Source organism: Spirosoma endophyticum (assembly GCF_900112365.1).
GTDB lineage: Bacteria > Bacteroidota > Bacteroidia > Cytophagales > Spirosomataceae > Spirosoma > Spirosoma endophyticum.
This window is the reverse complement of record NZ_FOLQ01000016.1, coordinates 60637-76249: the sequence shown is the minus strand read 5'-3', so window position 1 is coordinate 76249 and position 15613 is coordinate 60637. Positions and strand designations below refer to the sequence as shown.

General features: G+C 50.3%; 11 protein-coding genes. 5 read left to right on the top strand and 6 right to left on the bottom strand.

Features of this window, described 5'->3' with window-relative positions; all coding sequences use genetic code 11:
* Positions 1 to 11 precede the first annotated feature (11 nt).
* On the bottom strand, positions 12 to 2468 hold the full coding sequence (thrA, locus tag BM202_RS27285) for a bifunctional aspartate kinase/homoserine dehydrogenase I (protein ID WP_093832186.1): 2457 nt from the start codon (positions 2466 to 2468) through the stop codon (positions 12 to 14).
* A gap of 210 nt (positions 2469 to 2678) precedes the next feature.
* Positions 2679 to 3173 (bottom strand): DUF4126 family protein, encoded by a 495-nt coding sequence (locus BM202_RS27280; protein WP_093832262.1) that lies wholly within the window; start codon positions 3171 to 3173, stop codon positions 2679 to 2681.
* A 522-nt stretch (positions 3174 to 3695) separates the two neighbouring features.
* On the opposite strand from BM202_RS27280, the gene BM202_RS27275 reads away from it, so the two are divergent.
* The 3 genes from BM202_RS27275 to BM202_RS27265 all read left to right on the top strand — a co-directional run bounded on the left by BM202_RS27275 (position 3696) and on the right by BM202_RS27265 (position 8191).
* Positions 3696 to 5066 carry a neutral/alkaline non-lysosomal ceramidase N-terminal domain-containing protein gene (locus tag BM202_RS27275; protein ID WP_093832184.1) on the top strand — a complete coding sequence of 457 codons (1371 nt, stop codon included), beginning with the start codon at positions 3696 to 3698 and terminating at the stop codon, positions 5064 to 5066.
* Between the two features lie 165 nt (positions 5067 to 5231).
* Complete coding sequence (locus BM202_RS27270) at positions 5232 to 7814, top strand: bifunctional glycoside hydrolase family 9 protein/polysaccharide deacetylase (protein WP_093832260.1); 2583 nt, start codon at positions 5232 to 5234, stop codon at positions 7812 to 7814.
* A gap of 98 nt (positions 7815 to 7912) precedes the next feature.
* Positions 7913 to 8191 (top strand): hypothetical protein, encoded by a 279-nt coding sequence (locus BM202_RS27265; RefSeq protein ID WP_093832183.1) that lies wholly within the window; start codon positions 7913 to 7915, stop codon positions 8189 to 8191.
* 49 nt (positions 8192 to 8240) lie between these two features.
* Here the strand turns inward: BM202_RS27265 and BM202_RS27260 are convergent, their stop codons facing one another.
* From BM202_RS27260 to BM202_RS27245, 4 genes are all read right to left on the bottom strand, one after another.
* On the bottom strand, positions 8241 to 9452 hold the full coding sequence (locus BM202_RS27260) for an ATP-grasp domain-containing protein (RefSeq protein ID WP_093832181.1): 1212 nt from the start codon (positions 9450 to 9452) through the stop codon (positions 8241 to 8243).
* A gap of 138 nt (positions 9453 to 9590) precedes the next feature.
* Complete coding sequence (locus BM202_RS27255) at positions 9591 to 11066, bottom strand: leucyl aminopeptidase family protein (RefSeq protein WP_093832179.1); 1476 nt, start codon at positions 11064 to 11066, stop codon at positions 9591 to 9593.
* A 7-nt stretch (positions 11067 to 11073) separates the two neighbouring features.
* Positions 11074 to 12150, bottom strand: coding sequence for an alpha/beta hydrolase (locus tag BM202_RS27250; RefSeq protein ID WP_093832177.1), 1077 nt, complete (start codon positions 12148 to 12150; stop codon positions 11074 to 11076).
* Between the two features lie 100 nt (positions 12151 to 12250).
* Positions 12251 to 12688, bottom strand: a complete 438-nt coding sequence (locus tag BM202_RS27245) for a response regulator (RefSeq protein ID WP_093832175.1) — start codon at positions 12686 to 12688, stop codon at positions 12251 to 12253.
* Between the two features lie 418 nt (positions 12689 to 13106).
* Here BM202_RS27245 and BM202_RS27240 point away from each other — a divergent pair, with 418 nt between their 5' ends.
* Complete coding sequence (locus BM202_RS27240; protein ID WP_093832173.1) at positions 13107 to 14270, top strand: DUF4856 domain-containing protein; 1164 nt, start codon at positions 13107 to 13109, stop codon at positions 14268 to 14270.
* Between the two features lie 111 nt (positions 14271 to 14381).
* Complete coding sequence (locus BM202_RS27235; protein ID WP_093832171.1) at positions 14382 to 15542, top strand: imelysin family protein; 1161 nt, start codon at positions 14382 to 14384, stop codon at positions 15540 to 15542.
* Positions 15543 to 15613 lie beyond the last annotated feature (71 nt).

The following is a 15613-nucleotide window of genomic DNA, read 5'->3' as shown; positions in this document are numbered from 1 at the left end:
TTAGCTGATACCTACGCCAAATAACTCCCGATACTTACTACGTCGGCGAATACGCCCGAGGCTGTGACTTCAGCGCCAGCGCCCGGCCCTTTGATAACCAGCGGACGGTCTTTATAACGCTCCGTCGTGAACGAAACGATGTTGTCGGCGCCGGTTAGTTGATAGAAGGGATGGTCAGCATCCACGGGCCGCAAGCCGATCGTTGCTTTGTTGTTCTCGAAACTGGCCACAAACCGTAGTTTTTCGCCACGCTCGTGCGCTTCCGCAAGCAGGTTTTCGAAATAGGCATTGTTACGTTCCAGCTCCTCGAAAAACGCGGGAATCGTTGGCGCATCCAGACACGATTGTGGCAACAAATTCGTGATCGTTACGTCTTCGGGTTCCAATGGAAAACCGGCTTCGCGCGCCAGAATCAGAATTTTTCGGGCTACGTCCAGCCCACTCAAATCATCGCGGGGATCAGGTTCAGTGTATCCTTTCTCTTTGGCTTCGCGCACTACGTCAGCGAAGGATGTGCCCGGTCGGAACGTATTGAAAATGAACGACAACGTACCGGACAAAATCGCTTCGATTTTCAGAAAGCGGTCACCGGAAGTCATTAGGCCCTGCACCGTGTTGATAATGGGTAAACCCGCCCCTACATTAGTCTCATACAGGAACTTGACACCCCGGTTCAGCGCGGTACGTTGCAGCCTTCGGTATTCGGCATACGGCCCGGAGTTAGCCACTTTGTTAGGGGTTACGACCGAGATATTCGCATCCAGCAGCGATTCGTAAAACTGCACAATGTCTTTATCCGACGTGCAGTCGATGAATACCGAGTTCGGCAGGTTATAATCCTTGATTTTCTCGACAAAAGCCGGTAATGACGTCGTGACACCCTCAGCCAATAAACGCTCTCGCCAGTCGTCCAGCGAGATGCCTTTCGGGTCGAGCACCATCTTCTTGGTATTCGTCATGCCCACGACACACACTTTCAGCAGCTTCTCCGAGCGTAGGTATTCCGACTGGTCAAAAATCTGCTTCAGCAATGTTTTACCAATCAATCCCGTGCCCACCAGATACAGGTTCAAAACCCGCGCTTCGGACTGGAAGAAGATGTTGTGCAGCGAGTTAAGAGCTTTTGATAGGTTATTTTTGTTGATAACCACCGATATATTGATCTCCGACGATCCCTGTGCTACGGCCACAATATTGACCCCGTTTTTGCCTAGTACCGAAAACAGTTTTCCGGCAATACCAGAGCTTTTCTTCATGCCCTCCCCCACGGTAGCAATGACCGACAGATCGCGCTCGATGGCAATATTATCGATATGACCGTGCGCAATTTCGGTAGCAAATTCAGCATCCAGAATAGCCTTCACATTCTCGGCTCCACGCGGGTCAATGGCAAAGCAGATCGAGTGCTCCGACGAGGCCTGTGAAATCAGAATGACGCTGATTTTGTGAGCCGCCAGCACGCCAAACAATTTGGCCGATACGCCCGCCACGCCAATCATACCCGATCCCTGCACGTTCACAAGGGCGATGTCGTCGATGCTCGAAATACCCGTTATCGTGTATTGACGCCGTTCGGCAGTGCGACTAACGACGGTGCCTTCATGGGTGGGATTGAACGTATTTAGTACGCGAAACGGAATGTTCCGGGCGAAAGCAGGTTGCAGGCTCGGTGGATAAATCACTTTGGCGCCAAAGTGGCTCAATTCCATTGCTTCGGCATACGTAATGGTCGGAATATTGAACGCATTGGGCACCTTGCGCGGATCGGCAGTCATCATGCCATCTACGTCAGTCCAGATGTCGATACGTTCCGCATTCAAGGCAGCCCCAACAATCGAAGCCGTGTAGTCCGAACCACCCCGGCCGAGCGTTGTCGTTTCGTTTTTCTCCGTCGAACCAATAAAGCCCGTAATCATCTGTAGATCAGTCGATTTTAAAAAATAGTCCTGAATCAGTTGATTTGTCAGGGTATAATTTACTTCGGCCTGACCGAACTGCGCATCCGTTTTAATGAGGGTACGTGCATCACAAAACTGAGCTGGAATACCGCGACTTTTTGCACATTCGGTGATGACCGTTGTGGATAACCGTTCGCCAAAGCTGGTAATCAGGTCGTGGGTACGTAGCGTCAGTTCACGAATGAGCGACACCCCTCGTAGTAAATCTTCCAGTTCATTGATAATGCCGCGGACGTGGGCAAAAACCTTGCTCTGTTCCTTGATGGGAATCAGGGCTTTCACTACGTTGAAATGGCGATCTTCAATCCGCCGAACCAGTTCCATATAGTCGGTTTCGCCGGTAATGGCCATGCGGCCGATTTCAATAAGCTGGTTCGTGACACCACCCATCGCCGAAAAGACAACCGCTATCTGATCACCGTTTGAGCGATGATTTTCAATGATTTGAAGAACCTTCTTTATACTTTCTACGGACCCGACCGAGGTGCCGCCAAATTTAAGAACCTGCATTGGTAGTGAGCGAATGAGTGAATAAGTGAATGAGCGAATGGGCGTACGGCCAATTCGAATCAATCACTCTTTGCAACTTGTTGAAGCGGTTGATGAGGGTAGTTTTGGGAAGGCAAAGATAACAGTATGAGGAGATTTCCGGGCGGTTTAACCAGAAAAGGCGCACCTTGTAGTGCGCCTTTTCTGATACTGCTGATTTTTTTAAATCGGCTAAGATGCTATTTCCCAAAACTCGCCATCATTTACAATCAGCAAACCCGCGCCGATTGCCAGCGCATCTTCGGCCAGAGCGACCACTGGATCGGGAAGATCTTTTTCATGGGTTAACCATTGGCGCAGGTAGAAAAAAGCAAAGGAACCGGCCGTGGCTCCCAACGCCCCTAAAACCGCTCCGTAGGCCGTTGGCTTTTCATCGGCTTCGACTATCGCAGCGCCACACACAGCGCCAGCCCCAATTCGGCCCAGTATCTGGGGAAATCCAATGCGATCACCCGCCTGAGGAAGCTTATCACCGACTAATTCACCGGCCGCCATAACCGCTAATACGTTTGTCGCCTTGGGTGAGGTCAAAAAATGAAGTTTTGAATCGGGTAACGGATTAGGGGTTGTCCGCGACAATTTATAGCTAACCAAAGCAGGGGCTGTCATGGTACGCATGCCAGCAATAACACCAATCTGGAAAGCTTTTAGGTATGTTCGAATCATAATAGTATCGTTGAGTGTCATGACCTTCAACGTCGTTTAGCCCCATTTGTTCGCTACAATAGCGACCTGTTTTCACCGTCTCCGGAGTCGCATGACCTACCCTGCGCCTGATGATAGCCACAGCCCTGAAAAGCTGATACACATTTTATTATAGAAAATGAATCTAATTTTCTATTTACAGCGTAAGTAGATCAAATAGCCTGCAAAATGCCAGGCATTTAGCCGGGTTTTATTTCTGCATTATGAAGAGGTAATGGGAAAGCCGGACAGCATGTAATGAGACATTACTAAACGAACTGGTGTCGATTGATAAGACGCCATTTCTTATATAGAAAAATACAATAGGGAGGCCGGGAAACCGGAAGGGTGATGGAAGGCATCGGAGATTTTCTCCGGTGCCTTTTTTTGTAGTCTGGCGCAGGCAAATACCCGCGACAAAAGGCCACTTATATTGTGGTCTCTCTTCCTGATCCGGTGGTTTTTTCGTTGCTTGCGCCTAAAATTCGCCCGCGTCAAGCTGTTATGAAATTCCTCCGTATTTTCCTGAAAGTCCTGCTGGGACTGGTTGTCTTTATCCTTCTGTTTCTGGCCGTTAGTCTGGCTCCAGTCGATGAGACACCGTACCAGCAAATGCCTTACTATACACAAACGAAACAGCGGCTGGCTCAACTTCCTACTCCTCCATTGGCCAAAGCGCCCATTAAGGCAGGCTGGGCGAAAGTGAACATAACCCCTCCCTACACGACAGCCACGGGCGGCTACGGTGCCCGGCGTGGTAAGCACTGGCACATTGTGAGCGACTCGATCTACGCGCGGGCCATCGTCCTCGACAATGGCGGCACGAAGGTTGCCGTAGTGGGTCTGGATTTGCTCATTACGCCCCCAACCGTAGCCGAAGAACTCAAAAAGCGCTTACCCGAAGTTGGCCTTCGCTGGGAGAACGTGTATATGGGCGCTATTCACTCGCACAACAGCGTTGGTGCCTGGGCACCGGGGCTGGTGGGGCAGTTGATTGCCGGTGGCTATAAAGCCGACATTGTGACACGTATCACCAACGGGGTATTGAATGCTCTTCGCGATGCCCAGACTAATATGGCTCCCGTTCAGGTGGGTTACGGCCAAACCGACGCCAGCGATCATATTTACAATCGCATTGGTTTCTCAGGGCCAACAGGGCCACTAGAGGGAAATATCAAACTGCTGAAACTCAGGAAGATTTCCCGGCCCGGATTAGCAGGCGAATCAGCACTACTATGCTCATTTTCAGGCCATGCTACCCTTTTTGAGGATGATATGGACGCCTACCTCAGCCGGGATTATCCTGGCTCACTGGTGGATCGTTTAGAGAAGAAATCAGCCGATTTCGCGGTATTTCTGGCGGGTGCCGTTGGTAGTACCGGCCCACAGGCACGAGGCAAAACCGACTGGCAGGAAATCCGCAATTATGCGGGCGACCTGGCGCTACGTATCGAACGGACAGTGCCAAAAATCCAGATGCAGGCCGACAGTACGCTGGAAATGTTAACGTTACCGCTAGGGCTGCGCGAACCGAACCCCCGAGTAATTGGCAATTGGCGCGTGCGGCCGTGGCTTTTCTACGCCATCTATGGCGATTATCCCTCGGACTTGAAAGCACTACGTATCGGCAAGACCGTTTTGCTTGGCACACCCTGTGATTTCTCGGGCGAACTGGCCGTCGACCTCAAGCCCGCAGCCGCTAAAAAAGGATTTAATCTCATGGTAACCAGTTTCGACGGCGGCTATATCGGCTATGTTACCCCCGACAAATATTACAACCGCACGACCTACGAAACCCGCGACATGAACTGGTTTGGCCCCTACAACGGTGATTATTTCAAGGAAATGATGACGGGCTTGATGGAGAAATTGTAGGGGAAAGAATGTTGGCAGTAAGAGTACATTTTACACCAGGTATAGTATTTTCATTTATGCAATTTCCGACGTATTGATTTTATAATTCGTACCTATTTTATGGCGTCATTTTTACCAATGACGCTGCAACTAAGATTTCCTTTTTTACATCTGGCTCCTAAAGTCATGCTTGTTCGCTCGCTGTTAATCATAGCTTTACTAATCAGCTCACTGGCGCTTACGATTCATGACGAGCCGTCGGCCGTTATTCGAATTAATCTACTGGGCTATCGGCCGAATAGTCCCAAGATAGCGGTGTGGGGAAGTCTGACGGCGCAAACGGTGACTAGTTTTCAGCTTATTGATGAGCAGACGAATCAGGACGTTAAGCAGCTACCAGTTGGACAAGCGTTTGGCGAATACGGCCCATTTCGGCAAACGTACCGGCTTGACTTCTCGGCAATTCAAAAACCGGGCCGTTATTACCTTCGCACCAGCGACGGCACCCGGTCGCCTGGCTTCCGGATTGACGAGGATGTTTACAAAGGCGCGGCTGATTTTTGTCTGCGTTATATGCGCCAGCAACGTAGCGGATTCAATCCGTTTCTGAACGATTCCTGCCACACGCACGACGGTTACTCACTGTACGGCCCCATGCCCGACAGTACGCACATCGACGTAGTGGGCGGCTGGCACGATGCATCCGATTATTTGCAGTACGTAACCACCTCAGCCAATGCTACCTACCACCTGCTGGCTGCGCTACGTGATTTCCCCAGTGCCTTCGGCGATACGTATCAAACCAATGGTCTGGAAGGGAAAAACGGGCAACCCGATGTGCTCGACGAAGCTCGCTGGGGACTCGATTGGTTATTGAAAATGCATCCCACCGATGACTGGCTATTCAATCAGCTCGGCGACGACCGCGATCATTCAGCCATGCGCATTCCCAAACTGGACAGCCTATATGGCAAGGGGTATGAGCGGCCGGTTTATTTCGCTACGGGTCAGCCGCAGGGCATGTTCAAATACAAAAATAGAGCAACGGGGGTAGCCTCTACGGCGGGCAAAGTGAGTAGTGCTTTGGCACTTGGCTATCAGCTATTGCGCACTCGTCAGCCTGACTATGTTGACCAAAGCTACGTAGCGCGACTCCGGAAACGGGCGCAGTCGGCATATAAGCTCGGGTTGCAGAAACCCGGCAATTGTCAGACAGCGCCGGGCCGGGCACCATATTTCTACGAAGAAGACAACTACATCGACGACATGGAACTGGCCACTGTCGAGCAACTTAACGTAGCAGGCACAACGGGAAAACAGGCGCTAACCCAGCAGAAAACCGCGCTGGATTTTGCCCGAAAAGAGCCCGTAACGCCCTGGATGCTGAACGATACGGCGCGGCATTATCAGTGGTATCCGTTCGTCAATATCGGCCACGCTGAACTAGCGAAAAAGCTAACCGGCGCTAATCGAAAAACCGTTACTGATTTCTACAAGTCAGGGATTGAGACCATTTGGCAACGGGCACGACAGAATGCGTTTTACCGGGGCGTCCCGTTCATCTGGTGTAGCAACAACCTCACTACGTCCTTTGCGACGCAGTGTTTCTGGTACCGGCAGCTCACCAACGACAATCAGTACGCGGCTCTTGAACAGGCCAATTTCGACTGGCTGTTCGGTTGTAACCCCTGGGGAACGAGTTTCGTATATGGTCTGCCTGCCCAGGAAGATACGCCCTCTGATCCGCATTCGGCGTTCACGCACCTGAAAAATTACCCCATCGACGGCGGCCTGGTTGACGGACCCGTACGCGGTAGCATCTACAGCAAACTGATTGGCATTACACTCCACGAACCCGACGAATATGCGGCCTTTCAAAGCAACGTAGCGGTTTATCACGACGATTACGGTGACTACAGTACCAACGAACCAACAATGGACGGCACAGCATCGCTCGTTTATCTGCTGGCGGCTAAACAGGCGGAGCGCCTGTCGCCCACACGTAGCGTTTCATTGCCCAAAAAGATCAATCGCCCCGTCAAGAAATTGACTTCGTCGAAAGCTACTGACCCAAAATCATCATACGTCAAAGGCGCTAAAATTCGGGGCGACACGACGGCTCGACGATTTGCCCTGGTTTTCACGGGCGACGAGTTTGCCGATGGTGGCCCAACTATTGCCCGAACGTTGCGGAAGTATAATGTCCGGGCTTCGTTTTTTCTGACCGGTCGTTTTCTGCGAAACCCGGCCTTTGCCCCAATTATCCGTCAATTAGTTCGGGAGGGACATTACATCGGCCCCCACTCCGACCAGCATTTGTTGTACTGCGATTGGACGAAACGTGATAGCCTGCTCGTCAGCCACGAACAGTTTACGGCCGATTTGACCGCGAACTACGTAGCACTTTCCCGTGTTGGTCGGCAACGTAGCGATGCAAAACTATTTCTGCCCCCCTACGAATGGTATAATGACAGCATTGCAGCCTGGACAAAAGCCGAAGGAGTTCAACTCATCAACTACACACCCGGTACGTTGAGCCATGCTGATTACACAACACCCCAGGACGGGAACTATCGCAGCAGTGCAACTATTCTGAAATCCATCCGGACGTATGAACAGCAAAAGCCGGCTGGATTAAACGGATTTATCTTGCTGATGCACATTGGCACGGCCCCCAACCGGACCGATAAACTCTACGATCACCTGGATGAGTTACTGATCGAATTACAGCAAAAATCCTATCGACTGGTGTGCGTTGACGAGCTGTGAAATTAACTTGAAACCTTACGCCCGAAAGCAGGTTGATAGAGATGTAGACGACCCGTAATTTAACTGGCGTTTGCTTACTCAACGAACGATCTTTGCATATGCGCCAGGCCCTGTTTTTACTCGCCATGAGCTTATCCGGCTCTATTTGTTTCGCTCAAAGCGATTCGTCAAAAACCACCGAGGCACCTGTTCAAAAGCAGGTGGCGATTCCAGGCGTTGATTCACCTACTTCGGGTCCAGGCATGACGGCACAAATGCCTGTTACACCTGTTCCGCCACGTAACGACAACAAAAAGCGCAAAACCCAACCACCCACCGATCCAAGAGCCTTTGGCGTGTCGGTGCCGATTGGTAAGACAAAAAAGGATAGTTTGTAATTACGTATCCACGGGCCGGGCCGTGTTCGGCTTCAGCCCGTGGATATAGTTAATTCGTTGGCTTTTCGGGCAGTGGTGCCGATGCATGAAACTCCTGGTAAATCCGGTGCATGTAATCGTCCAGCAGATCCAGAATGCGGGTGCGATCTTCAGCCCGAACAATCAGCCCAACGTGGTACTCGCGGTTGATGCGCCAGTAAATTTCAGAATCAGTAAATACAGATAGATCAGGCCATTGCTGACGCGCCAGCGACACAATCAGCCCAGCGTGTCCTCTGTTGTCAACGGGTGGCACGTAGTGTTCTTTACGCGCAACGGCAATTTCGAGCTTGGCCCACTCCTTCCAGAGACTCACCCCCGACGCGGCCTCAACCATCTCGGCAATGTGCGCTCCGCCCACACGGGAAGCAGTTTCCAGAAAATACAGTTCGCCGTCGTGATCACCCCGGATGTACTCGGAATGCGAGGCACTGTAGCGCATGCCGAAAGCTTCTAAAACCTGATCGTTAATCTGATGCAGCGCATCGGTTTCGGGCGTATCGAGTGGCAACGTACCCGTGCGAAATACTCCTCCCCCATGGGCTACTTCCATAGGCGTCGCCAGGTATTGGCTAACCCGCGTAAAAACAGCTTTACCATCAACCGACAGCGCATCAACGTGATAGACTTTTCCAGGCTGAAACGTTTCGATGAGGTAATTATGCCGATTGTCGCCCAACAAATGAATGGCCGACCAGGCTTCTTCCAGGGAATGCACTTTTCGAATGCCCGTTGCCGAGGCTTCTGAACGGGGTTTGATCAACCAGGGCGCTTCGGTCACTTGCAGAAAAGCCGTAACCGCTTCGTCATTGAAAACCGGACTAAAAGCCGGGACCCGAATACCGGCCGCAGCGGCACGCATGCGCATGGCCAGCTTATCACGGAAATACCGGGAGGTCGTCTGGCCCATTCCGTCAATACGAAACGTTTCCCGAATGAGCGCCCCTTTCTCCACGTCGAAGTCATCTAAAGCAACCACCCGGTCAATTTTTCGGGAACGCATCGCGTGAGCCAGGCCCACTATCATTTGATCCAAATCGATCGCTGAATTGCTCGGCGATGGCAGAAAGAACATTTCATCGATGGCTTCCCTGGGCCAGGCTTCATTAGCCAGTTTCTGGTCGGTCATCAGATAAACGGTATTGCCCAACTCTTTACAGGCGCGCATGAAATCATGCCCTTTGAAAAAGGTAGCAATGCACAAAAAAGATAATTGACTCATAGGAAGGGTGGTTTTGGGTTACAGTCTCTGGTTCACGGCGTATCAATGTATCGATGGACCGTCGTAAATCAGAAACTGCATACCTATTTATATTTCTCCCAAAAAGATAAGGCCAAAAGATCAAAAGGCGAGTTTTCCTTATCGGTTGTTGGCGATTAACGCACGTAAATACGCTATTAACAACCGAATGCCAAATCCTGTTGCGTTTTTTTGCGACCCAAATTCAGTGTCAGCAAAGGCCATTCCGGCAATATCCAGGTGCGCCCAGGCCGGATGTTTCTCCGTAAATACTTCCAAGAACTTAGCCGCACTGATGGCCCCCGCTATCGGTTTTCCACTAAAATTTTTCACGTCCGCTACGTCCGATTTGATGTCTTCACGGTAATCATCCCACAGCGGAAGTCGCCAGAGTTGTTCCCCGGTTTGGTTGGCGGCTTTGGTAAGGTCCTCGGCTAACGTATCGTTCTGCGTGAACATACCCGCTGCGTGGTAACCTAACGTCGCAATTACACTCCCTGTTAACGTAGCCAGGTCAATCAATACGTCGGGCTGAAAATTACGAACCATGTAGCCTAATCCATCAGCCAGAATAACCCGCCCTTCGGCATCGGTATCGATGATTTCGATGGTCTTTCCAATGTAGGACGTAATGACATCACCGGGTTTTGTCGAGCGGCCATCTATTGAGTTTTCTGTTGACGGAACAATTCCGACCAGGTGAATAGGCAGTTGCAGTTTTGCCGCCACTTCCAGCGTGCCAAGCACAGCCGCAGCTCCACCCATATCGCTTTTCATAAGGTGCATATTGTTCGATGTTTTAATCGAAATACCCCCCGTATCGAACGTAACACCCTTACCAACCAGGCCAACGGTCATCAGATCATCAATGCCTTCGGGCTTATACTCAGCAATGATCAGCACAGGTGGTTCATCACTCCCCTGACTAACACTCAGCAGTGCACCCAGCCCTTGTTTTTCCAGTTCAGCATAATCGAGCACCGTAACGTCATACTCGTATTGTTCGCCAGAGGCTGCGGCCCATTCGGCCAGGGTTTCCGGATTTTTGTAGTTAGCGGGCGCATTCATCAAATCCAGCATTTGCCGTTGTGTTTGGGCAATAGCTTCGGCGCGCGTCAGTGCCTCCTGTGCAACTACTTCTTGCTCAGTCGTTACGTAGAGCGTCAAGGCGCCAGTTTCAGAAAAGAAAACCGGACCATCGGGTTTATCCGTCTGGTAAAGTTTCAGGTCGTACCCGCCCCCGCGAACGCCCAGCACAACGGCTTCAATGAGTGAGCCGTCGACAGCCGTCAAGTCAATGCCAAGCTGTTCGGGCAATTTACTTTTCTGTTCGAAAAACAGCTTTCGGAACGTACGTAACCAATCCATTTCTTTTGGATCGGCACCCAAACCCAGCAAGTACGTTTTTGTCCCCTCCGGGCTATATAAAACCAGTGTTTCTTTAGCATCGGCTTTGAAGTCGCGCTGTAACACCGATTCCGCTAGACCCAGCTTCGGAGCGAGGCTGCTCAGTTGATCGGCCAACGTATCGGTTTGTACAACCGGTATAATCAAGTCTCCGCCGGAGACTGGTTGTGTGTTCAGAGTAATGTTCATGAGATTTTTAATAAAATAACCACTCCACCGCTGTGGGAAATTCGTGACTCCAGTGGGCTTCCTGATGCAGGCCGGTTGGATCGACAGACAGGTGAACATCAATGGGATTACCTCCGTACTGCTGACGCGCCAGAGCATCCCTGAAACGTTGAATACCAGGCACCATATAACTTGACTCTTTCTCCCCCCCATACGCATAAATTTTCATGGGTACCGGTGCCTGAAAGCGAATGGCGTCGAAGTAAATATTAGGTGAAATCCAGAGCGACGGCGAGAAAATCATCAACCGACCAAACACATCAGGATGCAGAAGGCCCGCGTAAATGCTGATCAATCCACCCAGCGAACTTCCCCCAATACCCGTGTGAGCCGCATCCGACAACGTTCTAAAGCGTTTATCAACCAGGGGTTTCAGCGTTTTGTGGATAAAGTCCAGATAATACTGCCCCCGGCCATTACCCGCACGCGTGCGAGTGAGTGTAAACTCCCGAATTCGTTCCTCATTGGTGTGATCGATCGACACCAGGATGACTTCATGATGCTGCCTGGAAGCCAATATGGCCATTTTCTGATCAACCTCCCAGCTTCCGTAGCCAACGCCACCCCCAAACAGATTCTGCCCATCGTGTAAATACAGAACGGGATACCGTTTTCCCGACGTAGCATAGTCGTGCGGAAGCAGCACATGAACCCGGCGCGTCTGGTTAACTCGGGGTACTTTGAAGTCATCGCCCAATAGTTCTATTTTGGGCAAATACGATGGATTAAAGGGCATTCCATACCACCGCCAGTGGGGTACATGGTCCCGTTTTGAATGCACCGAATGCGATACGGTTCGATTCCCCATGCTCTCGCCCGACGCATCCAGCTCGACCTGATCCCACCCACCCCTTGTGTATTTATATTCCAGCGTTTCAGGCAGCGTAATGTCTTTGGGAAACTCATATACATACGCCCCCGGCCCGACAGATTGCATCCGGAATGAATCCAGATCGGGTAGCCAGTCACAAAAATTACCCGACACGAAGACCGGGCGATCATCATGAGGTGAGGTAGTCAATTCTAAACGTAGTGATGAAAACATACGTCATCAATCTGATACCGGGGGAAGATGGTTCAGATTTGATGCAAAATAAGCAGGAAATGGCGAGCTACGCCTTCAGATAAACGATATAGTGATAACGCTAGGCAACTTCAACCAACTCCCATTGTTCACTTAATTTCTTAACCAGCGTCACCAGTTGCCTGTAGTTGGACGGTTTGGTCAGGCATTGATTAGCACCTAGCGCCAGGCTCTGGCGGCAATCCGAACTATCGGATGAGGTTGTCAGCATAACAACGGGCAGATGCGCAAACGTCGGTGTGCTACGTAGTTGAGCGAGGGTTTCAAAGCCGTTCTGCCGTACCATATTGATGTCCAGCAAAATTAGCCGGGGTAGTTCGTCACAATCAGCCAGAGTTGGCAATAGCTGATCACCGTCGTTAAGTGTCAGCACATTAATGGGCTGTTGCGTTTCGTCAAAAGCCGATCGAATGAAGAGTCGATCATCTTCATCATCATCAACTACCCAGACGGTAGACGTAGTAGGTAGCTTACTGCCAGCAAGCGAGTGAAAAGCCATGACAAGGAAACGTTACAGGTGGATGAAGAACAAAGCGAGGCATTAAATCACCGACTGGCTACGGTGTAACTGGCGAGAAAAATTGTAGGGCGGACAGGTTAATTAAATGAACAGTCACCAATTTAATGAACCAGACCAATGTATCGGATTAGTTAATAAATCAATGGTGAGGAAGCGTGTAGATGTACTCAAATATAAACTACTTTAACGGTTATGCCAAACAATCATCCCTACATTTAATAGTAAGTTAACGATCTTTTAAGAAGTTTAGTACCGCTTATCAGCAAAAGCCAAACAGATTCAACCAATTAAGGAACAGCAGCTTATAAATAAATTAATAAAATAAAGGCAAAGAGTATTTTATAATTAGTCTAAATACCGCTTACATTTGCAGGAAATAATATAGCCAATCCCATAGATGTTTACTTCTTCACTATTTACTCGACTGGTACCCGTTGCGCTACTCGCTGTCAGCCTATCAGCCTGTAACAACAACGACGAAAACCCAACCACCGTTACTCCGCAACTTCGTAAGTCAGTCGACTACACAAAACTGACGGATACCACTACGTATGCCAATTTTTTTGTGGATGATGCAGGTGCCAAAACCGTTGACCTGACGAATGGCGCCAACCGGCTGTTAATTTTCCGATCTATCAATACATACAACGGCACGGCTGTTGGTACGGGTGCTACATTGGACGCTACTGTCCTGAAAAATATGTTTGCGAATACAGGCAGCCCGTTCTCCGGCACACTTGCTTCGCTGAACACGTCGGGGGTGCAGTTGCGGAACGTAACGGCCTCGTCTCTATCGGCAACTGATGCCGAAAAAGAACGGGCCACTATTGAAGCTTCTTTCCCGGCAATTGCCACAGCCAGCAAATCGGTATCAGCCACCGCTTCGGAAGGTAAAGCAGGTAAGCTAGGAACGTATCTGGTTGATGAAAAAGGAATTGAATACGCTCAGATTATTCAAAAAGGCTTAATCGGCGCGTTTCAGGTCGATTACATTGGCAATGTTCTGCTAAGCGACAAAAACCTGGCACTGGACAATACGACACTGGTTGCTGGCAAAAAGTATACGCAGCTTGAGCAAAACTGGGATGAGATTTATGGGATTCTCACCGCCAATCCGGTCTATGGCGCCAAAGCAACTGCTACGTCATCGGGCGAAAGCTTTATTGGTTCTTACCTATGGGAATACAACAAGACCGATTTCCCAAAAATCCATGCGGCTCTGCTAAAAGGACGGGCAGCTATTGTCAATAATGATATGGCTACGTTGAAAACGCAGGCGGCTTTCATTCACCTGGCCATGGAACGGGCTATTTCCGGTGCAGCTCTGGGCTATCTTGACAAATGGAAAACGGGGACCACAGATGCAGCCCGTGCGCACGCTATGGGCGAAGGGCTCGGCTTTATTTATAGCCTGCGTTACGCTACGTTGAACAAAGCCGATGCGGCCTTCTCGGATACGATTCTCGCCGGTCTGATTGGTGCGCCGAATGGTTTCTGGGGATTGACGAATGATAAAATAAATACCGCTTCTGCCGCTATTAAAGCGAAGTTCACGTTATAAGCGACAAATTTAGATTCTGTTGTTCCTGCGATTTCTGTAGAATCAACTTTAAACTCATTATCAGGGTACGCAGAGCGGTACATTACGTATCGCTCTGTCCCTTTTTACATCATGGCACAATTCAAGTGGAAACAAATCGGTTTTGCCTGCGCATTCGTAGGGGCCTTATGGGCTTGCGGAGGCAACAGTCCTGATACGCCCGCACCGACACCCACCAATCCAGCCGATCAGGCAAGTAGCGATCGTAAAGCGATGCTGACGAATATCGCCGACAACATCATCGTACCCAGCTACGCGAATTTCAAAACGAAGTTTGACCTGATGCTGACCAAATCGGATGCGTTTGCCGTAAAACCCGACAAAGCCTCTTTGACCGATTTTCGGCAAGCCTGGGTCGATGCCTATACCGAATGGCAAAAAGTTGAATTATTTGATGTTGGTCCGGCGGAACAGAATACGCTCCGTAATTTCTTCAATATCTACCCTACCGACGTTACGGGAATTGAAGCCTATGTTACAGCCGGAACAGGCGCGTTTGACGTACCGGCTTCTTACCCCAAACAAGGGTTTCCAGCACTGGATTACTTTATTAATGGTCTCGGCACCACCGATGATGCCATCGTAGCACGTTACACTACGGCGGCCGATGCAGCCAAACGCCTAGCCTACCTCAAACGGCTGACAACGCAGATGAATACGCAATTCTCGTCGGTGTATACCGCCTGGACCACCGGTGGTTACCGTGATACGTTCATCAACTGCACCGCCTTGAACGCGGGTTGTTCAACATCGAAATTAGTCAATGGCTACGTGCTTAATTATGAGCGCTATCTCCGCTCCGGGAAGTTCGGCATTCCGTCGGGCGCTATGAGCAATGGCACCGTTTCGCCCGATAAAGTCGAAGCGTATTATAAGAAAGACCTGGCATTAACGCTGGCCAAAACGGCGCATCAGGCCACGGTTGACTTTTTCAATGGTAAAGGCGTAAAGACGGGCCAGGAAGGGCCAAGCCTGAAAACATACCTGAACTCGTTAGGCGCCAAAGACAGTAGCACCGGTGCGTCGCTGGTAGACATTATCAACAAGCAGTTTGAGGCTGTCAATCAGCAGCTTACTACGTTGAAACCCAATTTATCCGACGAAATAAAAACCAACGATGCCGCCGTAGTTCTGGTGTACACCCAAATGCAAAAAGCCGTACGGATGCTGAAGGTTGATATGACAACCGTCATGAGCATCACGATCACCTACACCGACAACGACGGGGATTAACTACTGTTTACGGTTTATGGTATTCGGTTTATGGCGGTCCGTCGCTACGGTGGGCTGACGCGAGCAATATG

Coding starts and splice junctions, on each gene's coding strand:
- thrA (WP_093832186.1), bottom strand. CDS start 2,468: ATGCAGGTTCTTAAATTTGGCGGCACCTCGGTCGGGTCCGTAGAAAGT.
- BM202_RS27280 (WP_093832262.1), bottom strand. CDS start 3,173: ATGATTCGAACATACCTAAAAGCTTTCCAGATTGGTGTTATTGCTGGC.
- BM202_RS27275 (WP_093832184.1), top strand. CDS start 3,696: ATGAAATTCCTCCGTATTTTCCTGAAAGTCCTGCTGGGACTGGTTGTC.
- BM202_RS27270 (WP_093832260.1), top strand. CDS start 5,232: ATGCTTGTTCGCTCGCTGTTAATCATAGCTTTACTAATCAGCTCACTG.
- BM202_RS27265 (WP_093832183.1), top strand. CDS start 7,913: ATGCGCCAGGCCCTGTTTTTACTCGCCATGAGCTTATCCGGCTCTATT.
- BM202_RS27260 (WP_093832181.1), bottom strand. CDS start 9,452: ATGAGTCAATTATCTTTTTTGTGCATTGCTACCTTTTTCAAAGGGCAT.
- BM202_RS27255 (WP_093832179.1), bottom strand. CDS start 11,066: ATGAACATTACTCTGAACACACAACCAGTCTCCGGCGGAGACTTGATT.
- BM202_RS27250 (WP_093832177.1), bottom strand. CDS start 12,150: ATGTTTTCATCACTACGTTTAGAATTGACTACCTCACCTCATGATGAT.
- BM202_RS27245 (WP_093832175.1), bottom strand. CDS start 12,688: ATGGCTTTTCACTCGCTTGCTGGCAGTAAGCTACCTACTACGTCTACC.
- BM202_RS27240 (WP_093832173.1), top strand. CDS start 13,107: ATGTTTACTTCTTCACTATTTACTCGACTGGTACCCGTTGCGCTACTC.
- BM202_RS27235 (WP_093832171.1), top strand. CDS start 14,382: ATGGCACAATTCAAGTGGAAACAAATCGGTTTTGCCTGCGCATTCGTA.